Origin of the sequence: Luteibacter rhizovicinus DSM 16549 (assembly GCF_001887595.1) — a bacterium.
GTDB lineage: Bacteria > Pseudomonadota > Gammaproteobacteria > Xanthomonadales > Rhodanobacteraceae > Luteibacter > Luteibacter rhizovicinus.
In genome coordinates this window covers 2,953,836-2,976,814 of the sequence record NZ_CP017480.1, presented here as the reverse complement: position 1 = coordinate 2,976,814, position 22,979 = coordinate 2,953,836, and the positions used below count along the sequence as shown (strand labels likewise).

Here is a 22,979-nt window from a genome sequence, read left to right as displayed (position 1 = left end):
ACAGGCGTCAGAACAGTTCCACCTCTCCCTTTATCGGATCGTCGGCCAATCGCTTGAGGTATCGTTTCTCACGATCGGCCAGATTGTTGTCGTGCGTGGCGCGCAACTGACGCACGCGCACCTTGCCGCTGACCGGGAAGAACTGCACCTGGCGCGGGTAGATGTCACCCACATCGGCCGCGCAGAGCTTCAGGTTCTCGGTCGCGATGTAGCGCTGGACGAAGGTGATGTTGCGCTGGCCGATGTCGGTCATCGTCGCCAGCACGCGTCCACCCCCGAAAATCTTCACTTCCAGATCGTCGCGACGGCCGCCAGCCTTGAGGATGGCGTTGATCAGTTGCTCCATCGCGTCGTTGCCGTAGCGCGCTGCGCGGCCGACCGTCGAGGTCCAGCTGTCGCGCTCGCCGGCCGGCTCCGGCAGCATGAAATGATTCATCCCACCGATACGACGCCGTGCGTCGCGAACACACGCGGACACACAGGAACCGAGCACCGTGGAAATCATCTCTTCCTGGGTGCTCACGTAATACTCGCCCGGAAGAATCTTCACCGTAACCACTTCCTGGGCGGGATCCCAGAAGCGGCGAACGTGCTCGAATCCCGGCAGCACGCTCTTCGGATCGAAGCCGATGAACGTCCTCGGCTGCGCGACGAACGTGTCGCTCATGTGCGTTTCCGGTAGACCGTGCGGCCGATCAGATCGAAGTCCTCGGACAGTCCATACATGGACTCCGAGTGCCCCAGGAACAGATAGCCGTGGCTTTCCAGCATGCCGGCGTAACGGGAGAACAGCCGCTGTTTGGTCGGCTTGTCGAAATAGATGACGACGTTGCGGCAGAAGATCGCGTCGAACTTGCCCTGCATCGGCCATTCATGGAGCAGGTTCAGCGGCTGGATGGCGACCAGCTCGCGCAGGCGCGGGTGCACCTGCACGAAGCCATCGAACGAACCTTCGCCACGCAGGAACCAGCGCTTGCGCCGCGCATCGCTCACGCCACCCAGGCGATCCACCGGGTAGACGCCCTTGCGTGCCGCCTCGAGCGCTTGCGGCGACAGATCGGTGGCGAGGATCTTCGCGTCGATCTGGATGCCGGTGCGCTCGATGGCCTCGGCCAGCACCATCGCGATAGCGTACGGCTCTTCACCGGTGGAGCAACCCGCGGACCAGATGCGCAGCCGACCACCGCCACGCTTCTCTGCCAGCCAACGCGGCAGGAGCTCGTCGATGAGCATGTCGTAGTGGTGCATCTCGCGGAAGAACGAGGTGACATTGGTGCTGATGCAGCTGGCCAGCTCACCGAGCTCCGCCTCGGGATCGCGGCGTAGCAGATCGCAGTACGCCTCGAAGCCCGAGAGGTTCAGTGCACGAAGGCGGCGCAGCAAACGGCCCTGGACCAGCTGCCGTTTGTGATCGCCCAGCGAGATGCCGCAGTGTTGCAACACGAACTCACGCAGGAAACCGAACTCTTTTTCGCCGAGATTCGGTCCCGTCGCGCCCGCCAGCCCGACGGCATCGCCGTTGTTGACGAGCGCATTCATCGATCAGAACTCCTTCCACACACCGGCGTCGGCGGCCGACTCGACCGGACGCGGGGCGCGCGGTGCCGGCGTGCTGCGCACGGCGGCGAACACGGTTTCCATCTCTTCGCGGGCGGCATCCTTGCGCGGCGCCTTGGCGGCGGGCGCGTTCGATGCGTGGCCGGCGATCTGGAAGAACGACACCTGACGGCTGAGCTCATTCGCCTGCTCGTGCATGGCACGGGCGGCGGCGGCCGACTCTTCCACCAGCGCGGCGTTCTGCTGGGTCATCTCGTCCATCTGCAGCACGGCGTGGTTGACCTGGTCGATACCGGCCGACTGCTCGGAGCTGGCCGCGGCGATCTCGGCGACGATGTCGGTCACCTTCTTCACGCTTTCGACGATCTCGGCGAGTGCCTTGCCCGACTGGTCGACCAGCTCGGAACCGGCCTTGACCTTGCTCGCGCTGTCGTTGATCAGGCCCTTGATTTCCTTCGCGGCACCGGCCGAACGCTGGGCCAGGTTACGCACTTCGGTCGCGACCACGGCGAAGCCGCGGCCCTGCTCGCCCGCACGTGCCGCTTCCACCGCCGCGTTGAGCGCGAGCAGGTTGGTCTGGAAAGCGATTTCGTCGATGAGGCTGACGATGTCGGAAATCTTCTTGCTGGAGCTGTTGATCTCACGCATGGCGACGACCGTCTGCGCGACGACTTCGCCACCGCGCTCGGCCTGCTCGCGGGCGCCGCGGGCCAGCTGGTTGGCGTGGCTGGCGTTCTCGGCGTTCTGCTTCACGGTGGAGGTCATTTCCTCCATCGACGAGGCGGTCTCTTCCAGGCTCGAGGCCTGTTCCTGCGTACGCTGCGAGAGATCGTCGTTGCCGCGCGAGATCTGCTGCGCCGCCGTGCTGACCGAGCCCGAACCGTGACGCACTTCGCCGACGATCGCGCTGAGGCGCTCGTCCATGGCGCGGAACGCTTCCTGCAGCTGGCCGAGTTCGTCGGTGCGCGTGACCTGGATATCGTGACCGAGCTTGCCCTCGGCGATCTGGTGCGCGACGGACACGGTGTGCGACAGCGTGCGGATGATGGAGCGAACGACGAGGACGCCGATCAGCAGGCAGACGAACAGGCCGACAGCCAGCGAGCCGATGCTGAGTGCACGGACGGTCTTGTACTGGGCGGATTCCTTCGCATAGATCGCCGCCGCTTCATCGCGCTTGGCTTCGATCAGTTTGCCGAGCTGGCTCTGGCGATCCATCAGGAGCGGACGAACCTGCAGTTCGAGCACGTCGCTGGACCCTTCGTCACCCTGGTTCAGGGCGTCGATCATGTCGGCCTTGGCCTGCTCGTAATCGGTGTTGGTGGACTGCCACTTGTCGTAGAGCTTCTTGACGTCGGCGGACATCGGCAGCTTCACGAAATCGGCCTTCAGCTTGACCATCTCGTCCTGATACTTCTGGAACTCCGCGACCTTCTGCTTCACCTGGTCCTTGTTGCTGACCTTGGTGGCGGCCTCGCCCAGCACGACGAAGGACATCAGCGCATCGGTGTTCACGCGGCTCAGCATCTCGGTCGGAGCGAGCTCCTCCTCATAGATCTGGCGCATGCCTTCGTTCTGGAAGTGCATCGCACCCAGGCCGACAGCGGCACCACCCAGGAGCATGAGCGTGAGCAGGCCGAGCACGCCGTACAGGCGGCCACGAACGGTCAGGGCGGGGACTTTGAACTTGAACTTCTTCATCACGGTTCCAATCGGCAAAGTGCGGCAAGGACTAACCGGGTATCAGGCGACGGCTTTGACATCCGTGGAAGCCAACGCGGCCTCCAGCATCTGCGCATCCTGCGGCTGTAACAGGCGATCCACGTCGAGCAGCAGAACCATGCGCTCGGCGACGGAGGTGAGTCCCTTCAGGTATTCGGTGTCGACGGTGGTGCCCATGTCGGGCACCGGACGAACGTCGCCCGGGGCGACCTCGACCACGTCGGAGACGGCATCGACTACGACGCCGAACTGGCGGCCGTTGACCATCACGATGACCGTGACGGTGGTGGCCGTGTATTCCTCGCGTGCCAGACCGAAGCGCAGGCGCAGGTCGAGCACCGGCACGATGGCGCCGCGCAGGTTGAGCACGCCGAGCACGTAGTCGGGGGCCTGGGGAATGCGAGTGACCGGCGTCCAGCCGCGGATCTCGCGGACGGCGAGGATATCGACGCCGTACTCCTCGTTACCGAGGTTCACGGTGAGGTACTGCGCGGCCTCTTCAGGCAGGGCGGAGGCGGAGCTGGCTTGCTGGTTCATGTCGTTCCCACGGCGGATCGGTTCGGCGGTTCGGGACCCCTTCTCTTGGGGTATCGGCCGTCGCGGTGGGTTCTTGAGGGGAAATCTGCAGGCTGTGGGTCGTTTCTGACGACCGGGATGGCCGGTTCCTCTGGGAGCCGATTCATCGGCGAAAGGGTGCCAGCCGCACCCTCCCAGGCATTGGCCTGCGGGGAATCGCCGCTGAAGCGGCTCCCACTCAGAGCCGATCAGGCGGCTTTGCGGCGCGCCTGCATGCGGACCAGGCCGGTCACGTCGGCGATGAGCGCCACCGAGCCGTCGGCCAGGATGGTCGCACCGGAGATGCCGGTGACGCGGCGGTAGTTGGCTTCGAGCGACTTCACGACCGCCTGCTGCTGGCCGATCAGTTCGTCGACGAACAGGCCGATGCGAGTGCCCTCGCCTTCCACGACGATGACGATGCCCTCGTCCACCGCACGGCGCTGCCCGGCGCAGCCGAACACGTCGAACAGGCGCACGATCGGCAGCCAGTTGTCGCGGAAGCGGAACAGCTCGCCGCCGCCGGCCACGCTGCGAACGGTGTCCGGCTTGACCTGCACCGACTCGATGATGGACACGAGCGGCACGATGTAGATTTCCTCACCCACTGCAGCCGTGAGGCCGTCGATGATCGCCAGCGTCAGCGGCAAGGTGATGGTGAAGGTGGTGCCACTGCCCTGCACGCTGCGGATGGCAACCGTGCCGCCCAGATCCATGACGTTGCGACGGACCACGTCCATGCCCACGCCGCGACCGGAAAGGTCGGTCGTCGCGGCGGCGGTGGAGAAGCCGGCTTCGAAGATGAGATCGGCCACGGCCTCGTCGGACATGCCCTCGCCCGTGGCGATGATGCCGCGCTGGATGGCCTTGGCCACGATGGCGTCGCGATTGAGACCCGCGCCGTTGTCGGCGACTTCGACGACGATGCTGCCGCCGCGATGGAAGGCTTCCAGACGAAGCGTGCCGGTATCGCCCTTGCCTGCGGCGAGACGCTTGTCCGGCATTTCCAGGCCATGATCGATGGCGTTGCGGACCAGATGGACCAGCGGATCGCCGATCTTCTCGAGCACGGTCTTGTCCAGCTCGGTGGTCTCGCCACGCATGTCGAGCACGACCTTCTTGTCGAGTTTCTGTGCCAGGTCGCGGACCAGACGCGGGAAGCGATTGAACACCGTGCTGATCGGCAGCATGCGGATGCTCATGACGCTTTCCTGCAGCTCGCGCGTATGGCGACCGAGCTGGGCCAGGCCGTGGCGCAGCATTTCCAGCTGCGACGCGTCCACGCCGTCGTTGAACTGGCTGAGCATCGACTGGGTGATGACGAGCTCGCCGACGAGATTGATCAGGGTGTCGATCTTTTCGATGCCGACACGGACCGAGCTCGACTCGCTGTTGGCAGCGGGATCGCGCACGGCCCGCGGCGCAGCAGCCGCCGGCGCAGCGGCCACAACCTCGGCCACCGGTGCGGGCGCGGCGATGCGCGGCGTCACGGTCAGGTCGCAGTCGCCATCGACCCAGTCGAACACGCCTTCGACCGCCGCACGCTTGGCCCCGGCATCGAGGCGGAGCGTCCAGCCGAGGTAGGACGACTCGGCGTCCATCTCGGCCAGCGCGGGAAGTTTGCTGGCATCGCAGGTGACCGCGAGCGGGCCGAGGGCCTCGAGTTCGCGGAACATGCGGGCCGGATCGTTACCGGACTTCAGCAGGTAGTCGAAGGGACGGAAGGCGATGTCCCAGCCTTCGATCGCCTCGGTGGGTGCGGCAGCCTTCGCGACGGCCACCGGAGCGACCGCATGGCCGGACACCATCGCCGACAGCTCGGCCAGCAGGGCCTGGCTTTCCGCCGTGGCGGCCGGCTGGCCGGTCATCGACAGGGAAAGCATGTCGCGCACGGTGTCGCCCGAGCGCAGCAGCAGTTCCACCACGGCCTTCGCCATCGGACGGCGGCCGCTGCGGACCTCGTCCATCAGGTTCTCGGCGACGTGGGTGAACGCAGCGACATCGGTGAAACCGAAGGTGGCCGCACCGCCCTTGATCGAGTGGGCGGCGCGGAACACCACGTTGATCAGTTCCGGGTCCTCGGCGCCCTCGTCCAGGGCGAGCAGGGCCTGCTCCATGGCGTCGAGACCATCGAGGCTCTCCTCGTAAAACGCCTTGTGGAATTGCGCCAGATCGACTTTGGACATGGGGAGACCCTGGAATTACCGGAACACTAAAGTGAAAACAGACGCGGCTGGGATCAGCCGAGGACGCGGTTGACCGTCGCCAGGAGCTGGTCCGGATCGAACGGCTTGACCAGCCAGCCGGTCGCACCGGCCGCCTTGCCTTCCATCTTCTTTTCCGGGTTCGACTCGGTGGTGAGCATGAGGATGGGGATACCGCGGTAGTCCGCACGGGTGCGGATCTCGCGAACCATCGTGATGCCGTCCATCACAGGCATGTTCACGTCGGCCAGGATCAGGTCGAACTTGTGGACAGCTGCCGAATCGAGTGCCGCCTGGCCGTTATCGGCCTCTTCGACATCGTGACCGGCGCCGCGAAGGGTGAAGGCCACCATGCTGCGCATGGAAGCCGAGTCGTCTACCGCAAGAATCTTAGCCATCGAAGCACCTTCAGTTCACGCCGGCGCGAGCCGGCAGTTCAATCAATGAGTTAAGGCCGAGCACGGCCACGCCGCGCTGCAGGCTGTCGCTGGCGCCGGTCCAGGTCACGGAAAGCCCGGCCGCACGCGCATCTCGGGAAAACGCCGCGAGCAGCTGCAGGGCCGCCGTATCCACCTGGGCCACCGCCGTACCGTCGAGTTCGACGGCGTCGCCGGCGGCAAGCGCCTTGAGCAGGGTATCGCGCAAGGCCGGGGCCGCGGCAATACGCAGGTCCGCGTCGAGCGCCAGGGGCGCCAACGTTGCGTCTTTGGAGGATTTCTTCGCCATCGTCCGTACCGGTTCGGCCCCGGGCGCGTGTCGCCCGGGGGTTCGTTCGATGGTCTTATCGGCCTTGGAGGGGAAAGCTTTAGGGGGTGCTGCCCACTCGATGATGGTCCGAGGATGTCAGCGCCTGAGCATGGACCGGGAGGGAACGGTCAACGTGTCGAAGCTCACCTTTCTCGCGTCGACGGGCGTTAACGACAGCCTGACATCATCCATGTCGAGCTTGAAGATACCGTAGGCATTGATAAGGACGTCATCGGTCACCGTCGTGTTGCGCTTGAAGATGTAGCCCTTCAGTTGCTGCCACCTTCCCGGCGTTACCTGAGCATGTGCCAGATCGATATCCAGAGCGCTGTGCACTCCCGAGTGCCCGTCATCCAGGATGACCTGAAGACCCATCCCCTTCTGCCCATGCGTGCGGAGAGCGACACTGAACTCGTAATAGCCCCCTACCGTGAGGCCGGGAACGCTTTTGCTGAGAACCATCCCGTTGTAGTAGAGGGGGTTGTCGCTACGAAGGAAGCTGCTTTCCCCTTCCTGGACTACCGTGGCGCGCGGGTACTCATCCAGAGTCCATCCGTGCAGGTCACCGCCCGTAAAATCGATCCTTTCCTGATCTTCGATGCTCATCGTGTGTCGTCCTTGATGATGGGAGCGAAGACAGCGTCGATCATCCGAAGGCAGACGGCAACCCGACCTAGGTTGTAGGTGGGAGACGTGCTCTGCATGGGTGTCAGGCAGATAGCGAGGGCGTGCCGAAAACCCGCCTATGTCACGACGTCTTGGAAGGCACGATCAACATCGCGTCACCGTAGGAGAAAAAGCGGTAACGCTGCAGCACGGCGTAACGGTACGACTCCAGGATCGCCTCCTTACCGGCCAGCGCCGAGACCAGCATCAGCAAGGTCGACTGTGGCAGGTGGAAGTTGGTGATCAGCGCATCGACGCTGGTGATCTTGTAGCCAGGGAAGATGAAAATCTGAGTCTCGCCAGCGAACGGCCGCAGCACGCCTTCGACCGTCGCGCTTTCCAGCGCGCGGACGACGGTGGTGCCAACCGCGACCACCCGACCGCCGGCCGCACGCGTTTCGCGGATCTTCTCCACGAGGCCGGCGCCGACATTGAGCCACTCGCGATGCATCACGTGGTCGCGAACATCTTCGGCACGCATCGGCTGGAACGTCCCTGCGCCGACATGCAAGGTGACGTAGCCCATCTCGACACCGCGCGCGCGCAGCTTGGCCAGCAGTTCTTCGTCGAAATGAAGGCCTGCCGTCGGCGCGGCGACGGCACCGGGCTCGCGGGCGAAGACAGTCTGGTAGCGCTCGTTGTCGGCTTCCTCGGCACCGCGCTCGATGTACGGCGGCAGGGGCATTTCGCCCAGGCGCGACAGGAGACGCTCGAGCGGCTCCTCGCTTTCGAAACGCAACAGGAAGAATTCGCCCTCGCGACCGAGCACGGTGATCATGCTGCCGTCGGCCAGTTCGATCCGGCCGCCCTCTTTCGGCTTCTTGCTTACGCCGAGCTGGGCGCGCGCCTCGTGCGGGCCGGTGACCCGCTCGATCAGGATCTCGACCTCGCCGCCGGTGTCCTTGCGGCCATAAAGGCGCGCGGGGAGAACCCGGGTGTCGTTGAAGATCAGCAGGTCGCCCGGCTGGAGCATTTCCGGGAGCTCGTAGAACTTCCGGTCCTTCTTCGTGTGTGCGCCGACGTCGACCACCAGCAGCCGGCTCCCGGAGCGCCGGGCCAGGGGGGCCTGGGCGATCAGGTCAGGCGGCAGGTCGAAGTCGAAGTCGGATTTCTTCACGAGAGGGGGTTTCGGGCGGCGGGTGGGAGATTATCGCCCATTCGGCTGGGGCTGGCTTGGTAGGAGCCGATTCATCGGCGAACCGGGTGCTTGCGACACCCTTGCCCGCTGCCGCGGGATCGCCGATGAATCGGCTCCTACCTCGGACTGGCCCGCTGCCGCGGGATCGCCGATGAATCGGCTCCTACCGAGCAACAGCGCGCCGGCGCCTACGGATCAGCAGGTAAATAACACCAGCCACTGCCAGGACGAGCACCGCGATTTCCACGGGGAGGTACTTGCGGATCACGTGCTTTGCCGCCTTTACCTGCTGGGCGCGCTGTAGCTTGCGGGCGCTGGCGAAGTCCGGCTCTTCACAGTTCCAGCCGAAGCTTTCCGCCCACTCGACGTACGGCCCCTGCTTCACGTAACGGGCGTAGTACGCCTGGGCGCGGCGCTGGCGTTCATTGGGTGGCTTGGTGGCGTCGCCGTCGCTGGCTTCGTTGTAGTCCGGCGGGCCTTCGAGCATCCAGTGGGTGGCCATGCACAGGCTGGCGGCGAAGGCCTGCGAACGTGGGGGCAGCAGGTCGGCCGCCGAGACGGCCCGGTCGGCGGCAAGGTAGCGGTAGTGGAAGCGACGGTCGGGCTGGGCGGCGCTGTCATTGAAGCGCTGGTGTTCGCCGGCCGTGACCAGGTCTCCCTTGAGCGTTTCCGCGCTCTGTCCGCTGCCGCCCTGGTAGCCGCCGCCGTTGTCGCCGTAATCCGGCCCCTGCTCGAAGCCGAACAGTTCCATACCGTTCTCGCGCGCGATCCTGGCGGCCGCGTAGCGTGCTTCGGCCTTGCCGATATCGGTCCACGCGTGGTCGCCGTCATGGACATCGGCCGCGTATGCCTTCGCCTTGGCGCGCAGATCCACGTCGCCGAAGCGGGCATCCACGCCCTGCGCGAAATAGGCCTCGGCGTCATCGAAGCGGCCGGCACGCATCAGGCGTCGGGCCAGGAGCCAGCGCAGGCGATCGTTGAGCGAGAGCGGTTCGGCCGGATGATCCTTGTCCGGCTTTGCTGCAGGTGCCGGTGAGGCGGGTGCCCGGGCGTCGATGAACGTCTTCAGCTCGTCGACCGTCAGCACACGCTCGGCGACGTAATTCATGTCGTTGCCGTAGCCGGCACCCGACTCTTCCAGTTCACCGTCATAGACGTTGCCGTCACCGCCAACGGCCATCGAGGCCTCATACATGTGTGTCATCGCTTCGACGTACTCGCCGCGCGCCAGCGCCAGCACGCCGCGTTCGCCCATCAGCCGATGCACACTGTCGGTCTCCAGGGACGCCTTGGGATCGTCGACGCGAGGAAAAGCCTTGGCGGCATCGGCGTACGCGCGCGCAGCGGCTTCGCGGTCACCCTTGCGCAAGGCCAGCTTGGCGCGCACCCAACTGGCCAGGGGGCCGTCGGCCTTGGCGACCAGCTTCTCCGCCTCGTCGTAGCGACCGAGTTCGTAGGCGAGCGAGGCAAGGCGATCCGCCGCGCTGACCTTGTCCGCACCATGCTTCTGGATCGCATCGACCAGGGCCGTCAGCACCGGCTGCGGCTGGCCGTCCGTGGTCTGCGGCGACACCCAGCTCAGCGCATACGTAACCAGAAGTCGCTGCGACACGGGTCCATCGATCAGCGCATCGAGCTGGTCCGGGTTGGTCAGCACCGTGCTGGCGATCGATGCCAGTGACTGCACGGCGTTGCCCGAGCCATGCCCCGCCTGCGCGGCATAAAGCGCGATGGCATGTTTCAGATCCGTCGGCGAAAGCGAGGACGCGCAATCCTCGCCGTTGTAGAGATCCACCCAGACGCAGGGTTTGCCGTCGGCATACAGGCTCAGCCGCGCCTCTTCACCGAAGCTCGCCACGGCCAGTCCCTGCGCGTCGGACGCGCCGGCAAGCACGCGGGCGCGCACCTGCTGAAAGGCCTTTGCCGCTGCATCGCGGTGTGTCGCGAAGGCCGGCGTGGCTGCCGCCTGCGCGGCCCGCAAGGCGTGTACTTCGCCGAGCATATAGGCGGCCCAGGCGCCGCGGAGAACCGACTGATCCGCGGGCATGGCAAGCACCTGCTCGAAGCTTGCCTGTGCCTTGTCGAGGGCATCGGCGTCGAACACGGCGCACGGCGGCTTGCTCAACGCTTCGCCGTAGGAGCTGTCGGGCGTGTCCGGGCAATCCTGCGTCGCGCGACCCCAGTCCACGGCGCCGGCCACGTAGGCGCGCACGTCCGCCGGAAGGTCGCCACCCTTCTCGAACGCCTCCGCGCCCGTCTCGGAGGCGTGCAACGTCTTGACCCGCTCGATCTGCTCGGGCGTAAGGTCGGGTTTTGTCTTCGATGCCTCGCCATAGCGTCCCGTCTCGACCGCCACCAGACCATCGCTGGCAGGCAACAGGTGCTGGGCTTCGAAGGCGAAGGTGTTTTGTGGCACCGCCTTCAGCGTGGCCGCACGATCGTCCAGCATCTGCGTCGGAAAATCGGGGCCGCAAGCCCATGCCACGGCGCCGACTACGGCGACCGCGAAGCCGATCGCGAGCGTCTTCTGCTTCATCATGAAACGGGCGTTCCTTGTGCGGGTATCGGTAAAAGAGTGAGCGGCGTGCCCGCCTTGCAGCGAACCCAACCGATCGATCGGCGTGTATGGGCAGGCATCGGGCGCGCGTTCGCGGCGATGAGTTCGAGCGACGCGTCGCGACGCTGCAGGCGGTATCCGTCGATGCCATCGGCCACATCGCAGGATGCGGGCAAGGCAACGCGCGCCGGCGGGGCCGCATCGGACTCGCTGGCGTTGTCGACCATCACATCGAAGGGAGCGTCGGCAGACGAACCTGGCTGCAAGGTCACCATCAGGGGGCGACTATCGAGGTGACCCGCGACGACGCCGCGCCAGGTGGCGAGGCTCCACGCGCGCGAGTCGTCCGCCGTCGGCAGACGAAACCACACCACCCCGATGAGACCGCGAGGCCGGTCGTTGGCAAGGTGTTTCACGAAGGCGAGCAGCGTATCGGGTGCCGCGTACAGTTCCGCCGAGGTCGCGCCAGCGGCCAGCGCGGCTTGCTCGCTTTCGACGGCAAGCAGGCTCCCGTCGTCGTTCCAGCTCACGCGGGAACCGTAGGTCGGCAGGGCAACACGGAAAGGCTTGCGCGTATGCGTTGCGAACTCATCCACCCAGCGATCGGCCACGGCCGGATCGAACAAGCCCGCTTGTGGCGCCTGTACGGCATGGACCTGGAGAACGGACTCGTCCGGCAGTGCCAGCAGCGCATCGAGATCGGACGAGCCGATCCACGTCGGCAAGGCCGTGATCGAGAGCGGTATCGCCCCCAACCGGGGGCGCAGCGCTGCCAGGAAGGCGGCATAAGCAGGCAGCCGCGCCGTGGGACAGTCGTAATCGATCTCGAGGCCAGCGACGCGGCCGGCGGGCCATCCGGTCGCGAGTGTCGCGATGCGCGCGGCCAGCGCCTGCGCATCGAAAGCCGCAAGCCGCCCGTCTATGCGGACGACCAACACGACAGGCCGGCCACTGCGAGCCAGTGTCTGCGTATCCGGGGCAAAGACATGAAATTGTCCGTCGCGATCGGCCTGCGCAACGAGGACGCGCCAGTCGCGGACGAGGTCCGCGGAGCTGACCAGGGCCTCACGCAACGCCGGTGTCCACTGTCGCTGCCAGACATAGGCATCGTGACTCAGCGGCGCAGGCGCACGACCGCACGCGGCGACAAACATCGTCGCGATCATGACGATCGAGAGAGTCCGCAACACGTGGGCCATCCTGATGGCGTTCCCCAGCACGCGCCGGAAGCGGCGCGCTACCGGCGCATTGTAGCGGTCAGAGCCAACCTTTCTGCCGGGCCAGCCGGAAGGCTTCGATGCGGTTCGCGGCGCCCAGCTTGCCGATCGCCTCGGACAGGTAATTACGCACCGTGCCATGCGAGAGATTCAGCTGCGTACCGATATCGCTGGCCGAATGCCCCTCCCCGGCCAGACGCAACACCTGCCGCTCACGATCGTTCAGGGGGTCCGCTTCGGACCAGGCCTCGAGCGCCAGCTGCGGATCGATGGCGCGCCCGCCACGATGGACCATGCGCAGCGCCTCGGCGAGATTCTCGGCCGGTGCGTCCTTGAGCAGATAGCCGCTCACGCCCGCATCCAGCGCGCGACGGAGAAAGCCTGGCCGGGCGAACGTCGTCACGATGATCACCTTCATCGGCAGCTCGTGCCGATGGATACGCTGGGCGATTTCCAGACCGGTGAGACCGGGCATCTCGATGTCGGTGACCAGTACATCCGGCTTGAGCCGCTGCAGTTCGCGCCACGCGCTTTCACCGTCGGCCGCCGAGCCGAGCACTTCGATATCGGACTCCAGACTCAACAGGGCCGATAAGGCCCCCCGGACCATCGCCTGGTCCTCGGCGAGAAAGACGCGGATCATGCCAGGCTCCCTTGCAGACTTTGCGGCAGCGCCACGCCGATCTCCAGCACCGTGCCCTGCTTCACCGGTGACTCGATGGCCAGGCGGCCACCCACCTGCCGCACACGCTCGCGCATGCCGGAAACCCCATTGCCGTGCGCGGCGAGTCCGCCACAACCGTTATCCGTGATGCGCATCGAAAAATCCTGTCCGTTACGGGTGATGACCACGCGGGCTTCGGTGGCGCGCGAGTGTCGGTGAATGTTGGTAACCGCTTCGCGCAGCACCAGCGAAAGCGCGGCTTCCGTGGGCTCGGGCAAGGCCAGCCGTTCGGGCATGACGACGTCCAGCGCGATGCCTGACGCTTCGAGCATGACCCGCGCCGAGACCAGTTCGCTACCGAGATCGCCCGCACGCATGCCGGTCACGGCACTGCGCACTTCGGCCAGCGTATGGCGGGCGACGCGCTCGACTTCTTCCATTTCCTGCTGGGCACGCGCGGCGTCCACCAGCGCGAGGCGCTTGGCGAGTTCGGACTTCAGCGTGATCAAGGACAGTGTGTGGCCGAGCAGGTCGTGAAGATCGCGGCCGATGCGTTCGCGCTCGGCCAGCGTCGCCAGCCGGCGCACTTCACCTTGCGAGAGCCGCAGCTCGGCATCGCGGCGTGCGCCACGCACATAGAGGTAGTTGCTGAAGCCGGCGGCGAGGCCCGCGCCGAAGACGATGGCCAGATGGATCACCGGCACGCGGAAGGCCATCACCCAGACGAACGTGGCCAGGGTGGCGAGTCCCACGCCCACGAGCCAGTAGCGCGCTGTCGGCGCATACGCGAGCAGTGTCACGCCGATGATCACGTATCCCAGTGACAGCGGATTCACCGGCCAAAGGATGAAACCCATCACGATGATGCATGCCGCGTGGAACGGCAGGCGCCGCAGCGGCGCGATGTACACGCCCAGGTAGCTGACCAGGTAGACGACGATCGAGAGCAGGGTCGGTGCGAACCAGTCCCAGGCAAATCCGCGTAGCGCAAGCGGCCCCTGGATCAGCGCGATCAGCCAGAACACCTGCAAGCCGGCCTGCCAGCGTAGGTACGTCGGCGAGCGCAGGCTGCCAAGCAGCGAATCCGGGGTGGCGGACGGCAGTCGCATCACGAGATCGGCCGTGGCTCGAGATCGAGCGCGCCGGGCGCCGTGGTGGGTGCGAGGCGCCGATCGGCGGCGGTCAGCGGCACGACGATGCGTACGCGCGTGCCCTTGCCGCGCTCCGATTCAAAAGCCAGCGTGCCACCCAGGGCACGTATACGCTCGCGCATGCCGCAGATGCCGTTACCCTCCCCGCTGACACCACCGGTTCCGTTATCGGCGATGCACAGGGTCAGCTCGGCGCCTTTGACCTCGACGCGCGCTTCCGCGAAGGACGCCCGCGCATGGCGATGAATGTTCGTCACCGCCTCACGCAGGATGAGCGCAAGGCCGGCCTCCATGCGCTCGGGCAGCTCGGGCACATCGCTCACGTAGTCGAACTTCACCATGGACGCATTGAGCAGCAAGCGTGCGGAAGCAAGCTCGCCCGCGAGACCGGTGGCGCGAATCCCGGTGACGGCGGAGCGCACTTCGGCAAGGGCGTGGCGAGCGACGGCTTCGGCCTCTTCCATTTCACGACGTGCGGCGTCGGCGTCGCGATCGATCAGGCGCCGCGAAAGTTCGAGCTTTAGCGTGATCAGCGACAGCGTGTGGCCGAGCAGGTCGTGGAGATCACGGCCGATGCGTTCACGCTCGGCCATCGCGGCGAGCCGGCGCACCTCGTCGTGGGAGAGTTTCAGCTCGGCATCGCGCTGCGCGTTGACGCGGTAGATCACGTTGATCGAACCCACGGACACGGCGATGAAACTGATCGTCGCCAGGATGCTCAAGGGCCAGTCGTAAATGAAGGTGCCGGCCAGGGCGAACGTACCGATGACGAAGGCCATGCCGGCGTAGGATCGCTTCGCGGAGCCCTCGAACCCCATCATCGCGCAGGCATAGATCATCAGGCAGCCACCACCGCTCGCATTGATGCCCATCAATGCGCAGGCCAGCACGACAACGACGACGGCGAACCACGATGCCCGACGCACGGGCTGGATGTAGCTGAGCGCGTAGAGCGCCAGGAAGAGCGGAAAGGCGATCAGCGTCGCCAGCCACCAATGCGGCTTCAGCGTGTCGGCAAAGACCAGGTCGCCGAAGACATAGACCGTCCACACCAGGTGGAACAGGCTCGCCACACGGAGCCGCGGCTTTCCTTCGAAGCGGCTCCATAGCGAATCCGGTGTCGGCTGAAGCCAGGAACGTGCCATGCGGATATCCGAAGAAAGGCGTGCGTTCATGCTACTTCAACCGTAGCGACGCAGGCGGCGTGCGGCGATGAGCAGGAAGGCGGCCGTGAAGCCGACCAGCACGAGCACGTGACCCAGCACGCTCCCCTGGCCGAGTCCCACGACCGACAAGGCGATCTGGTCCAGGTGGTACGCCGGCCAGAGCGGCGCGATCGACTGTATGAAGGACGGCATCACGGACAGCGGAAACCACAGGCCGGACAGGAAGGCCATCGGCAGGTAGATCAGGTTGACCACGCCGGGGGCGCCCTGCCCCTTGACCAGCGTGCCGATGAGCAAGCCGAGGGCACAGAAAGGCAGCACGCCGAGTATCTCGAGGACGAAGAACATGCCGAGCCGGGACGCCGGCAACGATACGCCGGCCAGGAACACGGCCATGCATAGCAGGATGATCGAGATGACCGCGGCAACCAGCATGGCCATGCACATCTTGCCGATGAGATACGCACCCGGCGGCATCGGCATGGCGCGCTTCAGCGTAAGCAGACCGGTGTCCCGTTCGAGAGCCAGCGAGACGCCGAAGCCGAACAGTCCCGGCGCCATGACGCCGAAGCTGCCGTACGACGCCAGCAGGTAACGCGGCGCATCGGCGCTGTTCGAGTGCGCAAGGAAGATTCCGAACATGAGGTAGAACACCGAGGGAAACAGCAGGGTCGGCAGCAGGAAGCCCGGGTTGCGCAGGTAGCGCAGGCATTCCGACTTTGCCTCCTGCACGTAGGCATTGAACAGACGGCCCGTGGTCATCACCGGCGTGGCGATGCTGTCGATGGTGTTCATGCAGCCTCCTGGGAAAGCGCGGTCGCCCCGGTGTCGCGGGTGATCTCGGTAAAGGCCTCGGCCAGCCCGGCGCGCTGCACTTCGAGCTCACAGAGGGTGGCGTCGTTATCGAGCAGGCGACGGGCCACGGTTTCGGCTTCCGCCGTCGCGATGGCCAGGCGACCCTGCACCAGCTCGGCCGAGACGACCTCCGGCCATGCGGCGACGGTTTCAGCAGCGATGGTGGTGACGCAGCGGATACGACGTACGGCGACGTGGGCACGCAGGGCATCGACCGTGCCTTCGGAGACGACGCGACCCTTGGCGATCACGCAGACGCGGTCGGCCAGGGCTTCCGCTTCTTCGAGGTAATGCGTGGTGAGAACCACGGCGCATCCCCCGGCCACGGCCTTGCGGATCGCCGCCCACAACGCCTGCCGGGCGACGATGTCCATGCCTACCGTGGGTTCATCGAGGAAGAGGATTTCCGGCCGCCCCGCCAACGCCATGGCGAACTGCACGCGGCGCTGCTGGCCGCCGGAGAGATCGGCGTAACGACGGCCGAGGAGATCGGCCACGCCGGCGAGGTCGGCACACTCGGCGACCGATCGTGGCGCCGGGTAATAGCTGGCCGTGAGACTGATCAGCTCACCCACCTTCAGGGTGGGCGGCAAGGCCGCCGACTGCAGCATCACCCCGATGCGCCGACGCGCCTCGATGTCCTGAGGATCGCGGCCGAACAGGCTGACTTTGCCGCTGTCCGCCCGATGCAGGCCAAGCAGCAGGCCGATACTGGTGCTCTTGCCGGCGCCGTTGGGCCCCAACAGCGCGAGCAGCTCGCCGCGGTGAATTTCCAGGTCGATGCCATCCAGTGCGACGATGGCGCCGTAGCGCTTGCCGACCTGTTCCAGACGCGCAATGCAGGTGTCGTTGATCATGGTGTCCTCCCTTGCGACGCAACATATTCCTTCGCAACCCCTTGGCGGCAGTCGCTTGCGTCATTGTGCGGATGTGACAAGCGTCACCCGGGGGTTACGCGGCCAAAATGCGCGTGATATGCTGAGGGAATAATCCCTTTACATATAGACACTTAGCGGCGTCTTAAGGGATCGGACCGAACAGTGCCGCGTCACGAGAAGTTGAGGAGTGGGTTATGAACGTCATCGGTCTTCTGCGCGATATGCGCGACTTTGGCGGTACGCCGCGCACGCAGGGCCTGGCAGACGCCACGGTCGAGCGCTTTGCCGGTATCGATCCCTCCCTGCTCCAGGCCATCGAAGAAGCGGCTGCCTACCATCAGGCGCTGCGCACCGACATGGGCGACTTCCTGCGCATGGACGAGGCCGATCAGATCAACCATCTGCAGTGCGGCCTGGTGAACTTCTATCCGGACGATGGCGTTAACCCCTACGTGCCCGCCGCCGCGCGCGGTCCCTGGGTGGTGACGCTCAAGGGCGCCGTGATCCACGACAACGGCGGCTACGGCATGCTCGGCTTCGGCCACAACCCGCAGCACATCCTCGACGCGATGTCGCGCCCGCAGGTCATGGCCAACGTCATGACGGCGAACGTCTCGCAGCTGCGCCTGTGCGAGGCGCTGAACAAGGAGCTCGGTCGCCAGGGTGGCGGCAGCCCCTACACGCATTTCCTCTGCCTGAACTCGGGCTCGGAATCGGTGACGCTCGCCGGCCGCATCGCGGACGTCAACGCGCGCGTGATGACCGACCCGGGTGCACGTCACGCCGGCCGCACCATCAAGCGCCTCGCCGTGAAGGGCGCCTTCCACGGCCGCACCGAGCGTCCGGCGATCTACTCCGACTCCTCGCGCCGCAACTATCAGCAGCACCTGGCCAGCTTCCGCAACGAAGACACGCTTATTACGGTCGAGCCGTATAACGTGGCCTCGCTGAAGGCGGCGTTCGCCGAAGCCGATCGCCAGGGCTGGTTCATCGAGGCGATGTTCCTCGAGCCGGTGATGGGCGAAGGCGATCCGGGCCGCGCACTCACGCCGGAGTTCTACGCCGCCGCACGCGAACTCACGCGCGAACACGGCACCCTGCTCCTGGTCGATTCCATCCAGGCCGGCCTGCGTGCGCATGGTGTGCTGTCGATCATCGATTACCCGGGCTTCGAATCGCTGGACGCGCCGGACATGGAGACCTTCTCCAAGGCACTCAACGCCGGCCAGTACCCGCTCTCCGTGCTCGCCGTCACCGATCGCGTCGCCGGCCTGTATCGCAAGGGCATCTACGGCAACACGATGACCGCGAACCCGCGCGCCCTCGACGTCGCCGTCGCCACGCTGGCCGAGCTGACCGACGAGGTTCGCGCGAACATCCGCAACAAGGGCCAGGAATTCCTGCAGAAACTGGAAGCCCTCAAGAACGAACTCGGCGGCATGATCACCAAGGTCCAGGGCACCGGCCTGCTGTTCTCCTGCGAGCTGGCCGCCGACTACAAGTGCTACGGCGAAGGCTCGACCGAGGAATACATGCGCGAGCGCGGCGTGGGCGTGATCCACGGTGGCGCCAACTCGCTGCGCTTCACCCCGCACTTCCGGGTGACCAGCGCCGAAGTGGACCTGATCATCGAGGAAATCCGCCACGCGCTGAAAGAAGGCCCGCGTCGCTCGGCCTCGTCGAACAAGGCAGCCTGAGCGCCGCCCAAGGCAGGAGCCGATTCATCGGCGAATGAGGACATGTGGGAGCCGCTTCAGCGGCGAAAAGCCAACGAAGCGGTGAAGTAGAAAACCCCATCGCCGACATCGCCGGCATAGCCGGCTCCCACAGACAGCGGTAAGCTCAGCGACGCCGGATTCGCCCGGCGTCACGTAGGGGTTTGCCATGTGTATGCAGCTTCGTGCCCTCGCCGTTGCTTCCCTGCTCGTTTTTTCCGCCAGTGCGATGGCTGCCCCTCAGGCGGCGGCCAAGAAAGAGCTGACGCCGCAACAGCAGCGCATGTCGACATGCAATACGCAGGCGACCGGCAAGAAGGGCGATGAACGCAAGACCTTCATGAGCAGCTGCCTCAAGGGCGAAACGCCGGCCGCCGCGCCCGCCAAGCAGACCCAGCAGCAGAAGATGACCTCCTGCAACAAGGACGCCTCGGCCAAGAGCCTCAAGGGCGACGAGCGCAAGACCTTCATGAGCACCTGCCTGAAGGGCTGAGCGGCCTGTAGAGACCATGTAGGAGCCGATTCATCGGCGATCCCGCGGCAGCGGGCACGGGTGTCGCTAGCACCCGATCGCCGATGAATCGGCTCCTACATTAGCTGCGCAATGCGACAATCGCGGCATTCCTGCCATCGACTGTGTGCCCATGAAAATCGTCGAAGTCCGTCACCCCCTCATCCAGCACAAGCTTGGCCTCATGCGCCGTGCGGGCATAAGCACGAAGGAGTTCCGCGAACTCGCTTCGGAAGTCGCCGCCCTGCTCACCTACGAAGCCACGGCCGACATGGAAACCGAGTGCAAGATGATCGATGGCTGGGCCGGCCCGGTCGAGGTCACGCACATCAAGGGCAAGAAGGTCACCATCGTGCCGATTCTGCGTGCAGGTCTGGGCATGCTCAGCGGCGTGCTGGAAATGATTCCCGCCGCGAAGGTCAGCGTCGTCGGCCTGCAGCGCGACGAAGAAACGCTCGAGCCGGTCACCTATTACGAGAAGCTCAGCGGCGGCATGGACGAGCGCACCGCGATCATCGTCGACCCCATGCTCGCCACCGCCGGCACCCTGGTGGCGACCGTCGACATGCTCAAGGCAGCCGGCGCGAAGAAGATCAAGGGCCTGTTCCTGGTCGCCGCCCCCGAAGGCCTCAAGCGCATCGAAGCGGCGCATCCGGATATCGAGATCTACGTCGCCTCCATCGACGATCATCTGAACGAACTCGGTTACATCCTCCCCGGCCTGGGCGATGCCGGCGACAAGATCTTCGGGACCAAGCAAAAACCTTCCTGAGTCGTCGGCTGTGTCACATCCCCCTGTCATAAATTCGCGGCACACTTCGCCGGCGGATCCGACAGGGGGAACGCCACGCATGGGATTGCGCGGTGCTTCGGGTCGCATACAACTCAACGACTCGAGGGGATATTCGAATGCGTTTGACCACGAAACAGCGCGCCACATGGGCGGCGCTGGCAGGCCTCATGGCCGTTCTTCCGCTGCAGGCCGCGGACCTCACGCTCACCCAGTTCCGCGTTCGCGGACCGGCTGGCGGTAACGACGAATTCGTCGAAGTACAGAACACCGGCACGGCCGCACTGGACGTTTCCGGCTACAAACTCAACGCCTCCAATTCGGCCGGGACGACCGGTACGCGCTTCACGTTTCCGGCAGGAACCTCGGTCGCACCCGGTTGCTTCCTCCTGCTGGCGAACACGGCGGCCTCCGGGTACTCCGGAAGCGTCACGCCCGACCTGAAGTACAGCACCGGCGTCACCGATGACGGCGGCCTCGCCCTGCTCAATAGCTCCGGCACCGTCATCGACCAGGTCGGCCTGAGCACCGGTTCGGCCTACAAGCTGGGCACGCCGCTCACCACCCTCGGCAGCACCAACGCCGACCAGGGCTACGGCCGCAAGACGAACGCTGCCGGCTTCCCGCAGTCCAGCGGCGACAACTCGGCCGACTGGGTCAAGGTGGCACCGACGGCACCGCGTGCGAGCACCTCGCCCTGCGTTGCACAGGGCCCGAGCCTGTCCATTGCCGATGCGACCGTCAGCCTGCGTAACGGCGACGACGTCTCGATGCTGTTCACCGTGACGCTCAGCCAGCCCGTCACCACTGACGTGACCGTGCATGCCACCACCGCGGACGACACGGCCACGGTCGCCGCGGGCGACTACGACGCGGTCGACACCACGCTGACCATTCCGGCCGGCGGCAACAGCAGTACGCTCAACGTCACCGTGCACGGCGCCAAGGCTGCCGGTCCCGACAAGGCATTCCGCGTCAACCTGAGCGATGCCACCGGTAACGTCACCCTCGCCAAGAGTACGGCGGTCGGCGCGATCCTCAACGAGATCCCCGTTGCCGCCGAAATCTGGCAGGTCACCGGCACGGGCCAGGTCTCGCCGCTGGTCGGCAAGCGCGTGGCCACGCACGGGAACATCGTCACGGCGGTCGGTCCCGCCGGCTTCACCATCCAGACGCCGGATGCTCGCGCCGATGCCGACCCGCTCACCTCGAACGGCATCTACGTGTTCACGAGCACCGCACCGACGGTGAAATCCGGCGACGTGGTCGATGTCGAAGCCACGGTCGACAACTACTTCAACCTGCCCGAACTGAAGAACGCAACGATCACGACGAGCATGCACGGCGCCATGCTGCCGAAGGCCGTGGTCTTCGGCAACAGCACGCCGTCGCTGGACCCGAACGCGCTCTCCTGCGGTGCGACGAACTACCAGTGCTACGTCGGCATGCGCGTCAGCATCGACAACGGCATGATTACCACCGGCAACTTGCGTTTCAGCAACGAGCCCTTCGCCGAGGTGTACATCACCGCGAACGGTACACGCTCGCTGCGCAAGCCCGGCGTGCGTTACACCGTGCCGGTACCCGATGGCGTGAACCTGCCGAACTGGTCGGGCAATCCCGAAGTGTTCAAGATGAACACGGCCGACTTCGGCGCCGTGCCCGCGAACACGCCGTTCAACGCGGGCACGACCTTCAAGGCCGAAGGTGTGATGTCCTACGCGTTCGGCATGTACACGTTCATCCCGACGAAGATCACGATCAAGAAGGCTGCCACCTTGCCGCGAGCCGTGGACTCGCGTCCGTTCTACGCGGTGCGCGTGGGTGCGTTCAACATGGAGCGTTTCTGCGATTCGGACTTCAATACGGTCTTCACCTGCAGCGGCGACACCACCGAACCCACGCCGGATCAGGTCAAGCTGAAGACGCAGCGGTTGTCGGCATACGTCGGTAGCGTGCTCAAACTGCCGGACATCCTCTCGGTCGAGGAGGTGAAGAGCCTGGCCGTGCTGCAAGGCCTGGCCAAGCAGTTGGGTGACGACTACCCGGCGCAGTACGAAGCCATCCTCCAGCCGGGTCACGATCCGAGCGGCATCAACGTCGGCTTCCTCGTCCGTACGGACCGGGTGCGCGTGCTCGATGTACGTCAGTTGGGTGCGGATGAAACCTGGGACGACGAGGGTTCCGTCTCGTTCCTCCACGACCACCCGCCGCTCCTGCTTACGGCCGACGTGCCGTCGATCCTTGGCCGCATGCGCGTCAATGTCATCGCCGTGCACCCGAAGGCGCGCCAGAACGTGGACAAGACCGGCGACGCCGCCGATCGCGACCGCGAGAAGCGTTTCCTCCAGGCCAAGTCGCTGGCCACCCAGGTGCAGGCGATCCAGACCGACCGGAAGAATCTGCTCACGCCGCTGCTCGTGGTGGGCGATTTCAACTCTTACCAGTTCAGCGATGGCTTCACCGACGTGGTCGGCCTGATCGCCGGCCGTTACGACGACAGCCAGAACCTGCTGAAGCTGGGCAAGAACCTGGTCAAGCCTACGCTGTGGAACGCCGTGGATTCGGTACCGGAGCAGGATCGCTATTCGTTCCTGTTCACCGAGAACTTCGGCAACATCCAGGGCCAGGCCCCGCGTCAGGTGCCGACGCATCAGGTGCTCGACAACGCCCTGCTGAATACCGTGGCACGCGGCCTGTTCCTGAAGATGCAGTACGGTCGCGGCAACCTCGATGCGCCGGTGCAGACGCTGGATGATTCAGCCTCGGCGACGGATGCGAAGAAGGCGATGGGTTCGTCCGACCACGACGGTTTCGTGGTGGATATGCTGACCCTGCCGCTGGGGTTGTTCTGATGTAACCCTGATGCCCGGCTTCGGCCGGGCA

Annotated in this window: 20 protein-coding genes; 4 read left to right on the top strand and 16 right to left on the bottom strand. The window is 65.5% G+C overall.

The window, feature by feature from the left end:
* Nucleotides 1–7: 7 nt before the first annotated feature.
* From cheD to BJI69_RS13455, 16 genes are all read right to left on the bottom strand, one after another.
* Nucleotides 8–667, bottom strand: coding sequence for a chemoreceptor glutamine deamidase CheD (cheD, locus tag BJI69_RS13530; protein WP_046968485.1), 660 nt, complete (start codon nucleotides 665–667; stop codon nucleotides 8–10).
* Nucleotides 664–1,539 carry a CheR family methyltransferase gene (locus tag BJI69_RS13525; RefSeq protein WP_046968486.1) on the bottom strand — a complete coding sequence of 292 codons (876 nt, stop codon included), beginning with the start codon at nucleotides 1,537–1,539 and terminating at the stop codon, nucleotides 664–666. Before BJI69_RS13525 ends, cheD begins: the two co-directional genes overlap by 4 nt.
* Nucleotides 1,540–1,542: 3 nt before the next feature.
* On the bottom strand, nucleotides 1,543–3,258 hold the full coding sequence (locus BJI69_RS13520; RefSeq protein WP_046968487.1) for a methyl-accepting chemotaxis protein: 1,716 nt from the start codon (nucleotides 3,256–3,258) through the stop codon (nucleotides 1,543–1,545).
* Nucleotides 3,259–3,300: 42 nt separating this feature from the next.
* Nucleotides 3,301–3,816 carry a chemotaxis protein CheW gene (locus tag BJI69_RS13515; RefSeq protein ID WP_046968488.1) on the bottom strand — a complete coding sequence of 172 codons (516 nt, stop codon included), beginning with the start codon at nucleotides 3,814–3,816 and terminating at the stop codon, nucleotides 3,301–3,303.
* Nucleotides 3,817–4,043: 227 nt separating this feature from the next.
* Nucleotides 4,044–6,020, bottom strand: a complete 1,977-nt coding sequence (locus BJI69_RS13510; RefSeq protein WP_046968489.1) for a chemotaxis protein CheA — start codon at nucleotides 6,018–6,020, stop codon at nucleotides 4,044–4,046.
* Between the two features lie 53 nt (nucleotides 6,021–6,073).
* Nucleotides 6,074–6,436 carry a response regulator gene (locus tag BJI69_RS13505; RefSeq protein ID WP_046968490.1) on the bottom strand — a complete coding sequence of 121 codons (363 nt, stop codon included), beginning with the start codon at nucleotides 6,434–6,436 and terminating at the stop codon, nucleotides 6,074–6,076.
* A 10-nt stretch (nucleotides 6,437–6,446) separates the two neighbouring features.
* Nucleotides 6,447–6,764, bottom strand: a complete 318-nt coding sequence (locus BJI69_RS13500; RefSeq protein ID WP_046968491.1) for an STAS domain-containing protein — start codon at nucleotides 6,762–6,764, stop codon at nucleotides 6,447–6,449.
* Between the two features lie 117 nt (nucleotides 6,765–6,881).
* A complete protein-coding gene (locus tag BJI69_RS13495; protein ID WP_046968492.1) occupies nucleotides 6,882–7,391 on the bottom strand; it encodes a hypothetical protein in 510 nt (169 codons plus the stop codon).
* Between the two features lie 142 nt (nucleotides 7,392–7,533).
* A complete protein-coding gene (queA, locus tag BJI69_RS13490; protein ID WP_046968493.1) occupies nucleotides 7,534–8,568 on the bottom strand; it encodes a tRNA preQ1(34) S-adenosylmethionine ribosyltransferase-isomerase QueA in 1,035 nt (344 codons plus the stop codon).
* A 184-nt stretch (nucleotides 8,569–8,752) separates the two neighbouring features.
* A complete protein-coding gene (locus tag BJI69_RS13485) occupies nucleotides 8,753–11,128 on the bottom strand; it encodes a hypothetical protein (protein ID WP_052767271.1) in 2,376 nt (791 codons plus the stop codon).
* Nucleotides 11,125–12,336: a DUF3142 domain-containing protein gene (locus tag BJI69_RS13480; protein WP_244465300.1), complete on the bottom strand. Its 1,212-nt coding sequence runs from the start codon at nucleotides 12,334–12,336 to the stop codon at nucleotides 11,125–11,127. Before BJI69_RS13480 ends, BJI69_RS13485 begins: the two co-directional genes overlap by 4 nt.
* A gap of 67 nt (nucleotides 12,337–12,403) precedes the next feature.
* Nucleotides 12,404–13,006, bottom strand: a complete 603-nt coding sequence (locus BJI69_RS13475; protein WP_046968495.1) for a response regulator transcription factor — start codon at nucleotides 13,004–13,006, stop codon at nucleotides 12,404–12,406.
* Nucleotides 13,003–14,136: a sensor histidine kinase gene (locus tag BJI69_RS13470; protein WP_046968496.1), complete on the bottom strand. Its 1,134-nt coding sequence runs from the start codon at nucleotides 14,134–14,136 to the stop codon at nucleotides 13,003–13,005. The genes BJI69_RS13475 and BJI69_RS13470 overlap by 4 nt, the downstream gene beginning before the upstream one ends.
* Nucleotides 14,136–15,323: a sensor histidine kinase gene (locus BJI69_RS13465; RefSeq protein ID WP_053057128.1), complete on the bottom strand. Its 1,188-nt coding sequence runs from the start codon at nucleotides 15,321–15,323 to the stop codon at nucleotides 14,136–14,138. The genes BJI69_RS13470 and BJI69_RS13465 overlap by 1 nt, the downstream gene beginning before the upstream one ends.
* 36 nt (nucleotides 15,324–15,359) lie before the next feature.
* Nucleotides 15,360–16,139, bottom strand: coding sequence for an ABC transporter permease (locus BJI69_RS13460; protein ID WP_046968498.1), 780 nt, complete (start codon nucleotides 16,137–16,139; stop codon nucleotides 15,360–15,362).
* Nucleotides 16,136–17,056 carry an ABC transporter ATP-binding protein gene (locus tag BJI69_RS13455; protein WP_046968499.1) on the bottom strand — a complete coding sequence of 307 codons (921 nt, stop codon included), beginning with the start codon at nucleotides 17,054–17,056 and terminating at the stop codon, nucleotides 16,136–16,138. The genes BJI69_RS13460 and BJI69_RS13455 overlap by 4 nt, the downstream gene beginning before the upstream one ends.
* Before the next feature lie 215 nt (nucleotides 17,057–17,271).
* On the opposite strand from BJI69_RS13455, the gene BJI69_RS13450 reads away from it, so the two are divergent.
* From BJI69_RS13450 to BJI69_RS13435, 4 genes are all read left to right on the top strand, one after another.
* On the top strand, nucleotides 17,272–18,774 hold the full coding sequence (locus tag BJI69_RS13450; protein ID WP_046968500.1) for an aminotransferase class III-fold pyridoxal phosphate-dependent enzyme: 1,503 nt from the start codon (nucleotides 17,272–17,274) through the stop codon (nucleotides 18,772–18,774).
* A gap of 187 nt (nucleotides 18,775–18,961) precedes the next feature.
* On the top strand, nucleotides 18,962–19,285 hold the full coding sequence (locus BJI69_RS13445; protein ID WP_071924965.1) for a PsiF family protein: 324 nt from the start codon (nucleotides 18,962–18,964) through the stop codon (nucleotides 19,283–19,285).
* A gap of 151 nt (nucleotides 19,286–19,436) precedes the next feature.
* Entirely contained in the window at nucleotides 19,437–20,075 is a 639-nt protein-coding gene (gene upp, locus BJI69_RS13440) for a uracil phosphoribosyltransferase (protein WP_046977640.1), read from the top strand.
* Nucleotides 20,076–20,212: 137 nt separating this feature from the next.
* Nucleotides 20,213–22,948 (top strand): lamin tail domain-containing protein, encoded by a 2,736-nt coding sequence (locus BJI69_RS13435; protein WP_078023187.1) that lies wholly within the window; start codon nucleotides 20,213–20,215, stop codon nucleotides 22,946–22,948.
* Nucleotides 22,949–22,979 lie beyond the last annotated feature (31 nt).

Coding starts and splice junctions, on each gene's coding strand:
- BJI69_RS13460 (WP_046968498.1), bottom strand. CDS start 16,139: ATGAACACCATCGACAGCATCGCCACGCCGGTGATGACCACGGGCCGT.
- cheD (WP_046968485.1), bottom strand. CDS start 667: ATGAGCGACACGTTCGTCGCGCAGCCGAGGACGTTCATCGGCTTCGAT.
- BJI69_RS13520 (WP_046968487.1), bottom strand. CDS start 3,258: ATGAAGAAGTTCAAGTTCAAAGTCCCCGCCCTGACCGTTCGTGGCCGC.
- BJI69_RS13455 (WP_046968499.1), bottom strand. CDS start 17,056: ATGATCAACGACACCTGCATTGCGCGTCTGGAACAGGTCGGCAAGCGC.
- BJI69_RS13435 (WP_078023187.1), top strand. CDS start 20,213: ATGCGTTTGACCACGAAACAGCGCGCCACATGGGCGGCGCTGGCAGGC.
- BJI69_RS13485 (WP_052767271.1), bottom strand. CDS start 11,128: ATGATGAAGCAGAAGACGCTCGCGATCGGCTTCGCGGTCGCCGTAGTC.
- BJI69_RS13470 (WP_046968496.1), bottom strand. CDS start 14,136: ATGCGACTGCCGTCCGCCACCCCGGATTCGCTGCTTGGCAGCCTGCGC.
- BJI69_RS13515 (WP_046968488.1), bottom strand. CDS start 3,816: ATGAACCAGCAAGCCAGCTCCGCCTCCGCCCTGCCTGAAGAGGCCGCG.
- BJI69_RS13475 (WP_046968495.1), bottom strand. CDS start 13,006: ATGATCCGCGTCTTTCTCGCCGAGGACCAGGCGATGGTCCGGGGGGCC.
- BJI69_RS13500 (WP_046968491.1), bottom strand. CDS start 6,764: ATGGCGAAGAAATCCTCCAAAGACGCAACGTTGGCGCCCCTGGCGCTC.
- BJI69_RS13495 (WP_046968492.1), bottom strand. CDS start 7,391: ATGAGCATCGAAGATCAGGAAAGGATCGATTTTACGGGCGGTGACCTG.
- BJI69_RS13510 (WP_046968489.1), bottom strand. CDS start 6,020: ATGTCCAAAGTCGATCTGGCGCAATTCCACAAGGCGTTTTACGAGGAG.
- BJI69_RS13465 (WP_053057128.1), bottom strand. CDS start 15,323: ATGGCACGTTCCTGGCTTCAGCCGACACCGGATTCGCTATGGAGCCGC.
- BJI69_RS13505 (WP_046968490.1), bottom strand. CDS start 6,436: ATGGCTAAGATTCTTGCGGTAGACGACTCGGCTTCCATGCGCAGCATG.
- BJI69_RS13445 (WP_071924965.1), top strand. CDS start 18,962: ATGTGTATGCAGCTTCGTGCCCTCGCCGTTGCTTCCCTGCTCGTTTTT.
- BJI69_RS13525 (WP_046968486.1), bottom strand. CDS start 1,539: ATGAATGCGCTCGTCAACAACGGCGATGCCGTCGGGCTGGCGGGCGCG.
- BJI69_RS13450 (WP_046968500.1), top strand. CDS start 17,272: ATGAACGTCATCGGTCTTCTGCGCGATATGCGCGACTTTGGCGGTACG.
- upp (WP_046977640.1), top strand. CDS start 19,437: ATGAAAATCGTCGAAGTCCGTCACCCCCTCATCCAGCACAAGCTTGGC.